The sequence below is a fragment of the Bradyrhizobium sp. Ash2021 genome, from assembly GCF_031202265.1.
Lineage (GTDB): Bacteria > Pseudomonadota > Alphaproteobacteria > Rhizobiales > Xanthobacteraceae > Bradyrhizobium.
The window spans coordinates 1,929,733-1,944,896 of sequence record NZ_CP100604.1 but is presented as its reverse complement, the minus strand read 5'-3'; the positions used below and the strand labels follow the sequence as shown (position 1 = coordinate 1,944,896).

Here is a 15,164-nt window from a genome sequence, read left to right as displayed (position 1 = left end):
CATTCCAGACGCCGAGGAGGCAAAAATGAAGCTTGGAAAATTGGCAGTCCTGACAGTTTCGCTTTCGCTGGCCGGCGGCACCGCCGCCTCCGCGGCCCCGACCACGGTATCGGGATCGACGGCACTGGCATTGGCCGGCGTGGTGGCGCCCTATTCGCTGTTGCCGTCCGCCGAGAAGAAGGCAGTGGCGGCGTTATTCGAGGGGAATTCCAAAATCAGCTACGCCAAGAAGATCACCGTCACCGCCGACAAGATCGTGTGCCGGACCTCCAATGTCGATATCACCGCGCGCTCCTGCGAACTGACCTTCAAGACGACCACGCGCAACCTGAAGGGGCGTAAGGCCAACGAGATCTACGCTACCGAAGTGATGGCAGGCGTCCCCTCCGACGGCGCCGCCGGATCGATCTTCGAGGCGCTCTCCAAGCTCTCCTGCACCCTCGATCCCAAGGTGATCAAGGAAAACGCCGGCGGCGGCGCCGACTGCACGTTCGAGCCGGGGAACTAGAGCGTTTTCGAGCGAAGTGGGCACCGGTTCGCGTGAAGAAAACGCGTCAAAACAAGAATCTAGAGGATGATCGGTTCTGATTCAATCAGAACCGATCATGCTCCAGGCTCCGGAAAAAGTGCCGAACTGGCGGGAATCGCCCGCAACTGCTATCGATGCCCGATCGATTCAGCAGGGAGCGAATATTCCGCATGCGAACGCGCCGTAACGCTGCGCTTCGAAGCTTGCGGTTGATGCTCGCAGCGAGCGTCGTCTTTCCCTTGTTGCTGTTCTGCTATGCATCCTGGGCGAACTACCGTACCGCCTTCAGCCGCGCCGATGAGCGGATCAAGCAGGGGCTGGACCTCAGCGCCGAGCAGGCGCTGCGGGTGTTCCGCTCGATCAACGTGACGTTCGACAGCGTCGAGCAGATCACGCGCGGACGCACCGAGCAGACGCTTCGCATCAACGAAGCCGAGTTGAGCGAGCGCCTCAAGCAGTTTGTCAACGCGCTGCCGGACATCGGATCGGTCTGGATCCTGAACGCGCAGGGCGACGCCATCGTATCCTCGCTGTTCTTCCCGGTTGCACCGGCCGCGAACGCGCCCGATCGCGCCTATCTGAAAAGCCAGTTGGCCCCGGATTCGAACCTTCATGTCGGCGAGGTGCAGCGCATCCGGATGACGGGCCGGCTGATCGTTCCCGTCAGCAAATGGCGCACGGACACCTCCGGAACCTTCTCCGGCATCACCGAAATCTCGGTGCTGCCCCAGGCCTTCGAACGGCTCTATGAACCGCTGGCCGAGCGCACCAGCGCGAGCTTTGCCCTGATCAGGGACGACGGCGCCGTACTCGCGCGTTACCCGGTGCCGACCACGACCGGCATCAAGCTCGACGCTTCCACCGGCTTCGGCAAATTGGTTGCGCGCAGTCCTGAAGGCGGCCAATACACGTCGGTTTCCGGTGTCGACGGGATCGAGCGGCGATTTGCGGCGCGCAAGCTCGAGGGATTCCCACTCTATGTCACTTCGAGCCTGGCAACCCGGGATATCGTGCAGGGCTGGCTGTGGCAGATGGCCGGCCATCTGGTCTACGGACTTCCCGCGACCGTCTTTTTCATCGTGCTAATCCTGCTGGCGATGAAAACAACCGGCCAGCTTTATGACGAGGCCGAACGGCGCGAAGCTGCCGAAGCCAGCCTCCGCCAGGCGCAGAAAATGGAGGCAGTCGGGCAATTGACCGGCGGCGTGGCGCACGACTTCAACAATCTCTTGACCATCATCCTCGGCAATCTGCAGCTGGCATTGCGGCAGACGCCGGAAGGCCGGCAACAGCGGTTATTGACCAACGTTTATCATGCCGCTGAACGCGCGGCAGAACTCATCAAGCGGCTGCTGGCGTTTTCGCGCAACCAGCCGCTCAATCCGCGTCCGATCGACGCCAACCGGCTGGTGGCGGATATGTCCGATCTTCTCGGCCGCACGCTGGGCGAGACCATTCTCATCGAAACCGTCCGCGGCGGTGGGCTATGGCTGACGGAAGTCGACCAGGCGGAACTGGAATCCGCGCTGCTCAACCTTGCGATCAACGCACGCGACGCGATGCAATCGGGCGGCAAGCTGACGATCGAAACCGGCAATGCATCTCTCGATGAGGCCTATTGCGAGACCGTGGACGGCGTGAAGCCGGGTCAATACGTCATGATCTCGATGACCGATACCGGCACCGGCATGTCGCAGGAAGTCATCAGCAAGGCGTTCGATCCATTCTTCACCACCAAGCCGGCCGGTACCGGGACCGGTCTCGGCCTTAGCCAGGTCCATGGCTTCGTCAGACAGAGCGGCGGCCACATCCGCATCTACAGCGAACCGGGCGAGGGAACGACAGTCAAGATTTACCTGCCCCGCAGTTTCATCCGGCGCGCCGAAGCCAAAAATGAAACCAAAACTCCCGAGAGCCAGAAAGGCAGGCTGGAAACGGTCCTCGTGGTGGAGGACGATCCGGACGTCCGTTCCTACGTGACGGAAACATTGCGCAGCCTCAATTACGGCGTCCTCGAAGCGCCCGACGGCGAAACCGCGCTTGCCCTGGTTCAACGGCCCGGCCCGATCGACCTGCTGCTGACCGACGTCGTGATGCCCGGAATCAACGGCCGCGTGCTTGGCGACGCCGCAAGACAACTTCGCCCGGGGCTGAAGATACTCTATATGACCGGTTACTCCCGCAACGCCATCGTGCATCAGGGACGGCTCGATCCCGGCGTCTCGCTGATCCAGAAGCCGTTCTCGGAGAGTGCGCTGGCTTCCCGCGTTCACGGAGTTCTTTCGACGGCCGAAAACTGAGCGGGCGCCGGTCGCACGAAATTTTCCGCTCCGCTACACCTGCGCCTGCGGCGGATAGTAGATCGGCGTCTGGGGATCGCGGTGCCAATCGTATTCGGCCGCCGAAACCGCGTTCTCCGCGACCGCGCGTCCTGCCATCCGGGAGACCAGATAAAATCCCATGTCGGTGCCGGCCGAAACGCCGGCGGAAGAGACATATTTTCCGGCATCGACCCAGCGCGAGACGCTGTCCCACAGCACTTTCGGGCCCCACAGCCTGACCGAATCGAATGCCCCGTGATTGGTCGCGGCCGGCAGCCCGTCGAGCAGCCCGGCGCGCGCCAATACTCCGGCCCCGGTGCAGACCGACGCGATGATCTTCACCTTGGCATCCATCGCGTGGACCCATTCGAGCAGGGCCGCGACGTCGGCCGGATGATCTTTTTCATCGAGCAGCGGCCAGGTTCCGCCGCCGCCCGGTATCATCAGCAAATCGAGCGGCTCCTGCAGCGCCTTCTTGAAATCCCAATCGGGCGCCACGGATGGTCCGTTGATGCTTTTGACGTTGCAGCCGTCCCGGCTGATCAGGACGATTTCGAACGGATAGGGCGGCGGGTCCGAATAGCCGGTGCCGAGGAAGCGCGCGATCGAAAACGCCTCGGCGAAACCCCAGACGTCGATCGGCTCGAAATTCGGGTAGACGAATATGCCGATTCTCTGGGTGCGCGGAAATACCGGGCTCGTCATCTCACCGTCCTCCTGATTGCCGTAGCGCAATGGGTTCCTCAATCTGTTCGTCCTGGTGCCGGCGTTGCCAGAATGGCGATCCGCTCCAGCGTTGTTCCATTCGATAGACGTCGCGTCTGTCCTGCCGGTAGCGCGCGTATTCGGCTGATATGATCTTTCGGTATTTTTCAGGTCCGCCTTCGACGCCCCGGATTGCGTCGAGCAGTGCGAAGGCGCCGAGCTTGCCGGTGCGCAGCGCCTTGAGGATTCCAGCCGAGGACAGCGGATCCCAACTCGACGCGGCATCGCCGACCGCCACCCAGCGCGGGCCGCTGACCGTATCAAGGCAATGCGAGCGCGCCGACCATGTGGTGATCCGATCGGGAACGTCCGCCTTGAGTGCCCGCGCAGCGGTCGCCGGCGCCGCGCGCAGATGCGCCAGCCAGCGCTCCCGCCGCGCGAGACCGTCGCAATGAACGATGTCCGCATCGCTCATCCAGACCAGCACCAGTTTTCCGCCGGGGACCGGGGACGAGTACCACCATCCGTTCTCGCAGGCCTCGACCAGCGTCGCGCGATCGGGCAAGACTTTTTCGCGCAGCCGCACGATCGCGGCGATGCCGACCAGCCGATCGGCAAAGTGCGGGCGATGGCCCAGCGCCGCGGCGAACCTCGCCGACCGGCCGCTCGCATCCACCACGAAATCGGCGGCCACCGCGAGCGGCTGGCCGTTGCGGCAGAGCGTCAGCCGCCACCCGCCGTCCCTGCCCTGCGCCACGCCTTCAAAGCGCGTGGCGCGCCAGATCACGACGCCTGCGGCTTCGGCGGCCGCACGCAAGGTCTCGTTGAACGCGGCGCGGTCGAGATGCCAGGCATTGCCGCGCGTCGAGAGCATGAACTCATTGGCGTGCGGACGGTCACTGCCCCAGCACGCCATGGTCTGGACGGATTCGAGCACGCCGTCGCGTGCGACCTCGTCCCAGCAGCCAAGCCCTTCCAGAAGCTGTCGGGCGCCGGGCGCCAATGTTTCTCCGACATGCCAATCGGCAAGCATTTCCGCTTCGACCAGAAGAACCCGCAAGGTCCGATCGAACTTCTTCAGCTCAATCGCGGCAGCTGCGCCGGCCGGTCCGCCTCCCAAAATGACGATGTCGTAGAATGGCGACCGCACCGGCACCTTCATGAGGTCGGCGCATCCGGTACGGCAAACTGGTATCCATTCTTGCCCTGGATGATAAAGCGCAGCGATGCCCATGCCGTGACCATCGCGAGGTCACCGGAATTGGTCACCGATGTGGGTGACCACGGCAGCGACCCGAAATAGACGGGACGGTGCACCGGCCACCAATAGGTCAGTTGCGTCATCGTCGCGACCGGATCGCCGGTGTTTTCCGGCGCGATGCTGTTCCATTCGCGATAGGTGACGTCGATCGGCTGGTTGGTGCATTCGTTGAAATCGGACTGCCAGGGAACGGCGCTGTATTTCGTCAGGTCGCCCGGCTCCAGGCCTTCCTCGAGGCTTGCGTCGGCCGGTTGGCTGAGCTCTCCCTGGGTGACCGTCCGGGACTGATGAATCCGGTAAGGTCCGGAATAGATCGCGGGGTTGCGCATGATCCAACCGGCTTCGGCACCCGGGCAGAATGCGCCGCCCAGCGCCGCCGCCAGCGCGCCGCGGTCCAGCGCTGCCCCGGCGCTGGCAACCAGCGGCGGAGGTATGATGTCTTCCTTGCTCTCGTCGATGAACAAGCCGTCCGCCCATTGCTTGAGCAGGAACAGCATGGTGTCGGTGAGGCGGAAGAATTTCGAAGGTGCGACGTTCGAGATCGGATTGTCGCCGCACAGGAGCGGCATCGCGAAAAGCTTGTATCCCGGCTTGTTTGGATTGGGCGGCGCGAACAGGTCGTTTTCCTGGCCGGCCTTGCGCAACACGCCGTAGAGAAATTGCCGCATGTCGTGGCGGCGCTTGCGATCCGCTTCCGGCTCGCCATCGAATGGCGGTACCGACAGGTCGTTGAAATCGAAATTGCCGCCGGGGTTGGAGTTGTGCGGATTACCGCCGGTCAGCGGATCCTTGTCGATGAAATTCTGCGCGTCGAGCGGACGCATCAGGATCGGCAGAATATCGCGGCCGAAATACGGGCGGAACGCGGGATTCCAGTGCGCCAGTCCCCGCCAGATCTTCAACCCGGCCGCATCCTGCGGGACCTTGGCCGCCCCGTCATTGGGCGGCACCCCGTACAGATACGGCACATAACCGAACCGCCGGACGGCGATGTCGAACAGCAGATCGTCCATGGTCACGACATCGAGCGCCTGCGGCACGTAGCGGGGATAGCCGACAATCACCCAGGCCGGATCGATCGACGCCGGCATCGGCCCGGGATCTCCGGGGGTAACCGGATTGCCGTCGATCGCCACGACCGTGCCGACAAATCGCGCGCTGACCGGCCCGTCGGACGTATCGTCAAACCAGCCGTCATTATTGGCATAGGCTTCGATCTTCGGATTGCCGAAGCCGCCCAGCATCGAGCCGGAATTCCCGAATCCGCCGAGCACCAGCAGCCGGTTGGCTTTGGCCTGTTGCGTGCAGCGGAGCTCGCCGAGACTGCTGATCGAATGCGGCGTCAGTTCCGGCGGAAAGCTGGTCGGCCCGGCGCTGCGATTGTCGAAAACGGAATGCTGTGTGCCCTTGAAGCTGACGCTGCGCGGGCCGGGATCGATGATGAGACGCTGCCGCTCCTCGTGGTTGGTGATGTCGGCGTTGCGGAGCGCGTGATCGGCGGTATAGCCGTGCTCTCCCTGCGTCTCATCGAACGTGTACCAACTCGATTTCTTGTTGGCGAGATAGGCGGTCCACTGGATGTCGTCGACCTGGACCGTGAGCAGCTGACCGTTGCGCTTGTTCACGATGTCGACCTGATCGCCGATCAAAACCTCGCGGCCGCCAGGAGATTTGTCGTCGTAGACAAAAACGCGAAACCGTGCCGCCTGACGCAGGATGCGAAGCTCGGCGTCCTTGAAATCGGTGACGCCGACTTCGTTGCCCTGGGAATCGAGGATCGGGTTGCCGCTGCCGTCACACAGGATCGGCAGTTGCCCGCCTTGGTCGGGCGCAATGTAGAAACCTTCCGGGCTGTTGCCGAGCCGGGCGATGCCGATTGCGGGATGAATACGAAATGTTGCCATGGCGGGCCTATTGTTGGTTCGATGTCGAGGGTCGATCGAAGAAGTTGAGCGAAACCGCGTCGATTTTCAGCGCGTCGGCCGCCGGCGTACCATCCGTGTTGAGAACCACGAGATTGACGGCGAACGATGTCGCGCCCTGGCTGGCGAGGCGCTTGACCGCATCGGTGGCATTGAAGCGGATGTTGCTGGGCGTCTTGTGCGGCCGCGGGCGCAGATCGAAGCGATCGGTCCGCGGCGCCGGCACGTCGCAATGTCCGGGCCCTCCGATACAGACCCCGGTGAACATGCTGGCGAGCCCGACATAATTCGGATTGCCGCGGGTCGGCGTGGCGACGCTTGCGTCAGGCGTATTGAGGAAGGCCCTGATGTGGAAGCCCGGCCGCGCCACATATTGCACGGCATGCAGCCTGATCTCGGCCCGGCCGTGCAGCGCGATCACCTTCGGATGAACCGCTGCGGCGACAGACTGGAAGCGCTGGATCGGGACGGCGCTGTTGGTGAGGAACGATTTCGAGGCCATCATGTATTCGTAGCCGAGCCGCGAAATGCTGTAGGTGCCGTCCACGGTAAAGTTCCACGGCGGCAAGGGATCGCCGGGATCGTCAGGCCCGCCGCCGGGATGGCGCCGCTGCCATTCCGACCAGAGCCTGTCGCAATTGCTGTGATGGCCCCAGAAGATCGGATCGAAGGCTGTGGTCCCCGGATCCTGCATGTCGCCGTAAAGCGCTTCGTTCGGCGCGACGTTGATGAAGGGATTCTGGCCACCGGAGAAATTGTGAATCAGATTATGGATGGTCTCCAGCGAGCCGAAGAACTGGTTGCCCCTGCTGCCGCTGCCGAAATCGAAAAAGTCGTCGATCCCCAGGATCCGCTCGACATCGTCCGGCGTCGGATAGGCCTCGAAGATCAGGCTCGCATTGCCGCCGGGCCAGCGTTTCCAGTCAAACAGCGGGTTGATGTCGCCAAGGACCGTCTTGATCGCCTCGTCGCTGGCGGGGTCGGCGCCGTACTGGATGCCGGCATCCTTGAAGAGGCGCGCGCCCGAACTGTAGCTCGTGCGCAGTTTGGCGCGCAGACCGTCCAGCACGGCCTGCGGGACCTTGCCGCCGTCGGTCAATTTGCGCAGTCCGTCGTCGTCGATCCAGCATTGATAGGCCGGCGGCACGTAACCATTGTCGTTGGTCGCGGCGCCCATGTCGTCGAGCGAGGCCTGCACGTTCTGGCTGTCCGCGGCCCAGTCCCAATAGGGCAGCGTCACGGTCGGATCGATATCCTGCAGGCGTTTCTCGAAACCGTAGAGATAGGCGCGGTGCCAGGTCAGGAACTGCTCCCAGCCGTGCTGGCACTGATTGGCGTGAATACGCGCCCAGTAGGCAAAGCTGCGCTCGTCCTGGGGATACGCATCGAGCGATTTCATTTGCGCGATCGCGGCGCGCAGCCGGCGCAATTCCTCGTCCGGGAGGTGCTCGACATTCTTGCGCGCTTTCACGCTGCCGGATTCGTCGGCCAGTTGGTTGGTCGGCCCCTCGAACAGCGGATGCGGCGCGTGTCCGGCCGCCAGCGCGGTACTCATCTCGCTGACATGCGCGGCCTGGACGCGACTGTGATCTTCATCCGCGCCGGGACACCCGTCGGCGATCCACTGCGCGATGAAGACGATGTCGGCTCCGGCGACCCGCTTGCCGCCCCAGGGAAGCGGCGGAAACTGCGTGCCGTCGAACGGGAATTGGCCACGCAAGCCGCGCACCAGTCCGGCTTCCGCCGCGCCGCCCGACGCGGGCGTCGCTGTATGGCAATGATCCTCGCCGTGACAGCACAATGGCGCGGCCGCCGGCGCCGCGGCTGCCGCACCGCCTGGGCGCATCATCGCGATACCGTAAAGCTCGAAATTTCGCAGCTCCGGCAGCGGCAGGTTCCAGAAGCGCGGATGATTCGAATAGGTGGCGGTGGACGTACCCGCCGCCGCATCCATGATCGCCCGAAAGCGCTGATGACGCGACGGCGGCTCCACAACGTTCGATTCCGGCATGATCTTCACCTCTGGCTCGGCGAAATTTTTGCGGTCACGGGCGGCGCCGCGACGCGGAAGGGCAACACGTAACGCGTTCTACAGACGCCGCTCGCGGCGGCGCGACCGGCTCCGTCCTTGCGTCGCAGACGCGACGATCAATCTCCTGGCGGCGAAACGTTCCAACCGATCAGCAATCTGCGGCGCGGATCGCGAAAATCATAAATAACGCACTAACATCAAAACTATTATGACCGAAAAAGACAATTTAAGGTAGCGTCAAGCCCGGCAACCGTCAACGTGCATTCACGCCGGCGGCGCCGAGACGAAGCGGCGAATCGGGCACGCAAAGGATTGGTCGATCCGGCTTGTTGATCGGCGTCAGCATTGACGCGCGCATGAACGAGACTTCGCCCCAACCATGCGAACGGTTTGATCGCCGCGATCAATCTGGAGCCGGTGAACGCACGTCCGCGGATTTGGTTCGTCGCGCGCGATACCGATCCCTGCCGCCGACAAACGGGCGCGCTCGATTCGCAGGCCTCGCACTGGCGACGGCCGGATCGGTCTGGGGTGTTACGCGCGGGCCGACGCCAATGGCCGACCGAGCCAAAGTCACCGCCCTCGGCCCGGGAATAGCCGGCCGAGCCAGGCGGTCACCGGGAAAACCAGGCGAAACCGACCGCCGGTCAACTGTCGGGGAATTTCCGGGATTGCGGTCGGTGAAGCATAGAATGGTGGGCGCGACAGGGATCGAACCTGTGACCCCTACCATGTCAACGTGGGGGTCGCGCGCGCATCTCGTTGATTTCTATTCGCTTTCGATCAGGCCGGTGACGGCTCGTAAAGCCCTATTTTCGCGCTTTTTCGCGGATTTGTGGAAGTCTCGTGGAAACGCCCCTGGCGCGACCGGAGCCTTGTCGTGAGCGCCGGAACGCCACCCAAGGCAGGCAAGGCCCTGATCGATCGCCTTCCGCCGGACAGGCGAAACGAACTGATCATGATCGGCCGGGAAGCGCTTGGCCGCTTCGGCTACGCCTTCCAGGAGGTTTTCGACGGCCACCTTGCCCTGTTTGATTACCTGGCCGCGCGGGGCGCCACCGCGGTCATGGTTGGCCGGATGCTGGCCGAGGTCGGCATCGCCCGGGAAGACGGCACCCCGCTGCCGGCCGGGACGGTCAGCAGCGCCCTGTCCCGCGCGCGAGAGCGTGCAGTTCCCCACCCGGACGCGCCCCTGCACGCGCCTGCACGCCCCGGCATGCACATGCAGGTCCCTGCAAAGGCCGGCAACGCCCTGCAACATCCTGGAGACCAACGCAGTGAGGTCCGATCTCCTGCGGCCCTTCCAGGACGTTCGGCTTCCCCGCCGCCGGCCGCATCCCCGCACTTTCCCGAAATTCGGCTGTCGCCGAATTCGCCGGCTGCCACGCAGGTGCCGGCGGTCACTCGCCGCTCAGCGGCCCTTCTTGAGAAGTTACGGAGCAAGCAGGATGACGACTAAGAAGAAGACCGTGCATTTTCACCCCGCCGACCTGGTGGAGGTTGTCGCCGACGGCACGAGCGTCGGCAAGTCGACCGTCGCCAACCGCCTCTGCCATCTCTTTCGCGAAGCGGGGCGGCCGGTGACGCTCGTCAGGATCGAGACGGGGCGCCGCCAGACCGCGGAGACCGGCGCCGCGAACAAGGAGGTCTATATCAAGACCGAAGACTTCGCCACGGCCGCAAGCCGTACGGGCGGCTTGTCCGGTGTCCTCACCGCTCTCTGGGACGAGATCCTGGATATCCCGCGAGCGGGCAGCGCCGTGGTGGTCGACTGGGCAGGCGGCAGCAGCGCGCACAGGCTCGACGTCCTCGCGAGCACCGGCTTCGACACGACGCTGGCGGGGCTGGGCGTGCGGGGCCTGTCGATGGTGCTGACGACGTCGTCGACGGAGTCGATGACCCAGGCCGGCGCCTACCTGTCGGGCATCGAAACGGTCGCCCCCGGTCTGCAGCGCGCGCTCGTTCTGAGCGGCCGCGCCGGCAATTTCGACTTTCCTCTCCTCAGCGAGCAGGCCGAGAGTTTGACCCGCCTCCGCGACAAGGCGGGTGAGATTCCGACCGTCACCATTCCGCGCGTCGCCGGCAGGGCTCTCGAGACGTGCGCCGATGCCGGTCTCGATGTCGCCAACGCCATGATGATGGATGGCGATGCGCTGGCGCGTCGTCTCGGCATCGATCTCTTCCGCTCGCGCGCGTGCGCTTCCGAACTGGCCTTGTGGTGGCGCCTCACCGGAAACACGCTGGCCAGGATCGCGGAGCGGGCGGATGGCCATCCCGCCGCGTAGGCTGGCCCGCCGCGTGGCCTTCCTGCTTCGCCAGCGTGAACATCTGCGCTCGCAGGCGGCCGCCTTCGTGCTTCGATACTATCGAAAGCACAGGCGGCTGCCGGCCGGCTACGTCACGACGCTTCTTCCAAGCTCCACCGTGCGACGCATCCGCCTTCGCGGCGAGATCGAGCACATGCTCCGCATTTCGCGCACCTTGATTAAATTGGAAGACATTCTCTCATGAATTTGGAAGTATGCCGCAGTGCTCTTTTGCATAGGCTTGACAAGCGCCCCGTGGACGCATATTGAACCTTCAGTCATGCCACAGTGATGTTAGGCATACGGGAGGCAAGCTTCATGCGTATCAACCTCGACGAACTCTCGCCCTACCAGCTGCTGTCGACCGCGGAGGTCGCGGAAACCTTGGGCATCAGCGCCGGATCGGTGCGCAAGGCGGAGAAGGACGGCCGGCTCAAGGCGATCAAGGGATTCCGCGTCCTGTATTTCTCGGTCAAGGCGGTGCGCGACTTCGTCAGCGTAAACGGAAGCTCCGCGCCGGTCTCTCCCGCGGCGCAGGACGCCGGCGACGATGCCCATCCGATGGACATGACGCGCTGATGGCATACGTCAAGGTCCATCAGATCGGCGCGTATACCGTGTTGCGGTACCACGACACGCTCTATGTCACCGTGTACGACGCGGAGAAGAAGCAGCCGATCTGGCGGTCGCTGCACACGAGCGATTTCGCGATCGCCGCCGTGCAATCCCTGACCGAACGCCGTGCCGACGGCCACGTGGAGATGGTGCGCTGATGGCGTACACCAAGATCCATAAGATGGGCGAGTACGCCGTGTGCAGCCACGACACGACGGATAACCTCTACGTCTACACGTACGACAAGGAACAGCAAAAGTCGTTCTACCGAACCCTGGGCACGACCGATCTCGAAGGGGCGATCGCCGCCGTTCGATCCCTGGTCGAGCGCGGCATCACCGGCGATCCGAAGGATGCGCTCGTGCAGAGGCCGCTCCGCACGGTGACCGAAGTGCTCGAATTCAACCGTCCGAAAGCCGAGGCCCAGGCGTCCGCCGAATTCAACGGCATCGCGATCGAGCGCATGAAGCGTCTGATGGGCGGTTCGATGCTGCAGCACATGGTGCCCAGCACTTTCGAGTCCTTCCGTGACGCCGCCATGGCGGAGGGCATCGTCCTGTCGACCGTCGACCGGACGCTGACGGTCTTTCGCAAGGCCTGCGCCGTGGCGGTCGGCGAGCGTCGCCTGCCGCGACATCATGTGCCGGAGGTGCCCTATTTCTGCACCAAGAATGATTTGCGCGCGGCGCGTCCCAAGGGTCGCGTGATGGAGATCGAGGAGATCGCCGCGGTCATCGACGAGGCCCAGTTCATTCACTTTTTGATCTGCCTGGTCTGGCTCGCCAATCTCGGTTGCCGCATCGGCGCCCTGCTCGACGCGATCGCGGCGCAGATCGATTACCGCCGCGGTCTCGTCGATCTCAATCCCGCCAGCCGCGTCCAGACCAGCAAATGGAGGCCGACGCTCGCCATTCCCGAGACGCTGGCGCCTTGGACGGTGGGTCTCCTGCCGGGTCATCTCGTGCAATGGCGCGGACAGCCGGTCGGCGAGATCGACACCGCCTTCGAGGCCGCCTGTCGGCGCGCCAAGCTCGCGCCCGGTGGCAACACCTACTCCATCCGCCACGCTCTCGGTCGCTACATGCGTTCGAAGGCCGTCGAGGACGAACAGATCGCTCTGTGGCTCGGTCACATCCAGCCGCCGCAGTCGAACGAGACCACGCTCATCTACTCGCCCTTTTCCCCGCTCTATCTCCGGGAAGCGAAGCTGACCGCCGAGTCTTTCGTGCGCGAAATCGCTCGCCACTGCCGCCGTCACGATCCGCTGCAGCCGCCGTGGATGAAGGCCTAGGAGATCGACATGACCCGCAAGGCGAAGACCGAAAAGAACTACCTCGACCGCGCAAGACGGATCGCCCAGGCTGAAAAGAAGGCCGCGGGACGCAAGCTCGGTCCCGTGGAGCTCGTCAAGGCCGTGATGGCCAAGGACCTGCGGCCCGCGAGCGTCCGCCAGTACCGGTCGGCGCTCATCTTCAGCATGACTGCGGCGGCCAGGCTCCAGCCCGAAGACGCAGCCGCCCTGAACGCCGCCATCGCACTGCTCCGCGACTGGCGCGCCCAAGGCAGCACCACCGCCAAGCGCACGTCGCAGTGGAAGCAGAAGGCCGACGTCGCGGACGACCTGGTGCGGATCCGCTATCGCGCGCTCTCCACCATCAGCGAGAACGCCGATAAGCTGGTCGCCGTCCTGGACTGCGGCGAACTGACCGGCGCGCGGTTCGTCGAATGGCCGACCGCCGTCTTCGGGCCGAGCACGGCGGCGGGCTACGCGTGGGAGCTCGTGCTCGTGAACGGCAAGAACAGCAACGGCAGGGCGCACGGAGAGACGCGGACGCTCCGGTGGACGGAGTTGCCGGATCATTTCGTCTCGCAAATGAATTTCTGGACCGCCGTGGCCAAGGCCGCCGCATCCGAAGGACGCTTCGATACCCTCCAGGATACCTTGGAATCCCTGATGCGCAGGGTGACGAAGGCGCTGTTTCCGCGCCGCACGGAGACGGAGCACCCGACCTTGTCGTCGGCACGTCATGCGGCGGCCGCCCGGTTCAAGGCGACGTACGTCTCGACCGCAACCGCCGAAGAGGAAAAGTTGCGCGGGCTCGCCATGGTGGCCGCCCTGCTCGGGCATGCCTCGGACGCCACGGCGACGGAGCACTACGCGCGCGCGGATGGCCGCAACGGCCGCTATCCGGTGCCGGTGCCCGACGCCCTCGAAGTCGCCCGGGTCCGCCGCCGCTATTACGAGCTCGATCTCGGCAAGGATCCGAGCCTCGACACCGCCGGCACGGATTAGTGCGTGTAGCAACATCGAAGCGAGTCGATGCCCAACGCTATCAATCGAAATGAGATCTTCGGCGTCACGTCGGGAGATGTCGCGTTTCCCATCAGATCGGCCAGGGTCATGCAGCCGGCAGGACGACAAGGAGATCAACGAGTGACGGAACACCGCGTCAGCCTTCGCATGCCCTACTTCCAGGCCTACAAGCTGTACAGGGGCCGGAATGAGCTCGGCGTGCGCCTCTCGGAGAACGTCTCCATCATCGTCCGTGAGGTCGATCCGATCGAGGCGCCGATCGCCTATCGCATTCATACCGATGATGACTACGTGTCCGATCGTCTGCACGAAGTGCGATCGTTCGAAAGCACGTGCTGGTGGCCGCTGATGGCACATGATGGTCCCGTCAGTGTTGCCCGCTTCATCGAATTTGCCGCCAAAGGCAAGCTCGGCACGTTCCTCGCGTTCGACGAGCCGCCGAAAATGGGCCAGCGCGACGGCCGGACTTTTCAGGAATTCGAATGCGCCTTTCCGATGCACCGCTACGGCGAGTGCGACAAGGAGCGTCAATTCCTGCTGACGTCGCGGGGAGCCAAACGGCTTGTGTTCTGCGAGGGCCACGTCTACGTCAATGTCGGCGCGCCTGTCTGGTACGTGGCCGAAAAGCCGACGCTTGGCCGGATCGATGTCTGGTTGGGTCACGATGCGCTCGATCGCGCCAAGACCAATGTCTGGACCGCGGGACCCGACAACTACATGCAACACTATTGTTGCGAATTTTCCCGCGCGTATGGACTGGGCGAGATCGACGCCGAAATCGAGCGGTTGGCGGAACCGCACACCGAAATCTGTTTCCGGTCGCGCATCGAGACAGTGCTGCATCTCGAGATTCCCGAGCGCACGGCGCGCCTCTGCGCTCGTACGCTGTTCGAAACCATCCGGCATTATACGGAGGACGAGGCATTGCGAGCGGCCGTGCCGCTTCTCGCCGATACGGCCGGCATGAAAACAGCGCCGACGGACAGCGATCTGTTCCGCGTGCTCGAGCAGTATTCCCACTTCAAGGACCGCTCTCTGATTCAGGGGTATCGGAGCTCGATCAGCGCGGCACGCGACATCGTCAGACGCCTGGAGAATCTCGGCTGCACGCCCCTCGCTCAGGAAGATGAGGATGCCCTCGCGGCGCTCGGATCCTGAG

At 63.9% G+C, this 15,164-nt stretch carries 14 protein-coding genes; 10 read left to right on the top strand and 4 right to left on the bottom strand.

The annotated features are described in order from the left end of the window. Positions 1–25 precede the first annotated feature (25 nt). Positions 26–508, top strand: a complete 483-nt coding sequence (locus tag NL528_RS09350) for a hypothetical protein (RefSeq protein WP_309182405.1) — start codon at positions 26–28, stop codon at positions 506–508. Positions 509–741: 233 nt separating this feature from the next. Then, positions 742–2,829 (top strand): ATP-binding protein, encoded by a 2,088-nt coding sequence (locus NL528_RS09345; protein WP_309182404.1) that lies wholly within the window; start codon positions 742–744, stop codon positions 2,827–2,829. Positions 2,830–2,862: 33 nt separating this feature from the next. On the opposite strand, the gene NL528_RS09340 is transcribed toward NL528_RS09345, so the two are convergent. Genes NL528_RS09340 through NL528_RS09325 form a run of 4 tightly spaced genes read right to left on the bottom strand, consistent with a single transcriptional unit; the run spans position 2,863 to position 8,749 of the window. After that, positions 2,863–3,555 (bottom strand): DJ-1/PfpI family protein, encoded by a 693-nt coding sequence (locus tag NL528_RS09340; RefSeq protein WP_309182403.1) that lies wholly within the window; start codon positions 3,553–3,555, stop codon positions 2,863–2,865. 1 nt (position 3,556) lies between these two features. Further along, positions 3,557–4,717 carry a tryptophan 7-halogenase gene (locus NL528_RS09335; protein WP_309182401.1) on the bottom strand — a complete coding sequence of 387 codons (1,161 nt, stop codon included), beginning with the start codon at positions 4,715–4,717 and terminating at the stop codon, positions 3,557–3,559. Beyond that, positions 4,714–6,720: a LodA/GoxA family CTQ-dependent oxidase gene (locus tag NL528_RS09330; RefSeq protein WP_309182400.1), complete on the bottom strand. Its 2,007-nt coding sequence runs from the start codon at positions 6,718–6,720 to the stop codon at positions 4,714–4,716. The genes NL528_RS09335 and NL528_RS09330 overlap by 4 nt, the downstream gene beginning before the upstream one ends. 7 nt (positions 6,721–6,727) lie before the next feature. Further along, on the bottom strand, positions 6,728–8,749 hold the full coding sequence (locus NL528_RS09325; protein WP_309182399.1) for a tyrosinase family protein: 2,022 nt from the start codon (positions 8,747–8,749) through the stop codon (positions 6,728–6,730). A 901-nt stretch (positions 8,750–9,650) separates the two neighbouring features. On the opposite strand from NL528_RS09325, the gene NL528_RS09320 reads away from it, so the two are divergent. From NL528_RS09320 to NL528_RS09285, 8 genes are all read left to right on the top strand, one after another. Beyond that, entirely contained in the window at positions 9,651–10,229 is a 579-nt protein-coding gene (locus NL528_RS09320; RefSeq protein WP_309182398.1) for a hypothetical protein, read from the top strand. Continuing rightward, positions 10,219–11,055 (top strand): hypothetical protein, encoded by an 837-nt coding sequence (locus tag NL528_RS09315; RefSeq protein ID WP_309182397.1) that lies wholly within the window; start codon positions 10,219–10,221, stop codon positions 11,053–11,055. Before NL528_RS09320 ends, NL528_RS09315 begins: the two co-directional genes overlap by 11 nt. Next, complete coding sequence (locus NL528_RS09310) at positions 11,036–11,281, top strand: hypothetical protein (protein ID WP_309182396.1); 246 nt, start codon at positions 11,036–11,038, stop codon at positions 11,279–11,281. Before NL528_RS09315 ends, NL528_RS09310 begins: the two co-directional genes overlap by 20 nt. 113 nt (positions 11,282–11,394) lie before the next feature. Continuing rightward, on the top strand, positions 11,395–11,655 hold the full coding sequence (locus tag NL528_RS09305; RefSeq protein WP_309182395.1) for a helix-turn-helix domain-containing protein: 261 nt from the start codon (positions 11,395–11,397) through the stop codon (positions 11,653–11,655). Further along, on the top strand, positions 11,655–11,849 hold the full coding sequence (locus NL528_RS09300; RefSeq protein ID WP_309182393.1) for a hypothetical protein: 195 nt from the start codon (positions 11,655–11,657) through the stop codon (positions 11,847–11,849). Before NL528_RS09305 ends, NL528_RS09300 begins: the two co-directional genes overlap by 1 nt. After that, on the top strand, positions 11,849–12,982 hold the full coding sequence (locus NL528_RS09295) for a hypothetical protein (RefSeq protein WP_309182391.1): 1,134 nt from the start codon (positions 11,849–11,851) through the stop codon (positions 12,980–12,982). The genes NL528_RS09300 and NL528_RS09295 overlap by 1 nt, the downstream gene beginning before the upstream one ends. Before the next feature lie 9 nt (positions 12,983–12,991). Next, positions 12,992–13,984: a hypothetical protein gene (locus NL528_RS09290; protein ID WP_309182390.1), complete on the top strand. Its 993-nt coding sequence runs from the start codon at positions 12,992–12,994 to the stop codon at positions 13,982–13,984. Positions 13,985–14,125: 141 nt separating this feature from the next. Continuing rightward, entirely contained in the window at positions 14,126–15,163 is a 1,038-nt protein-coding gene (locus tag NL528_RS09285) for a hypothetical protein (protein WP_309182389.1), read from the top strand. Position 15,164 lies beyond the last annotated feature (1 nt).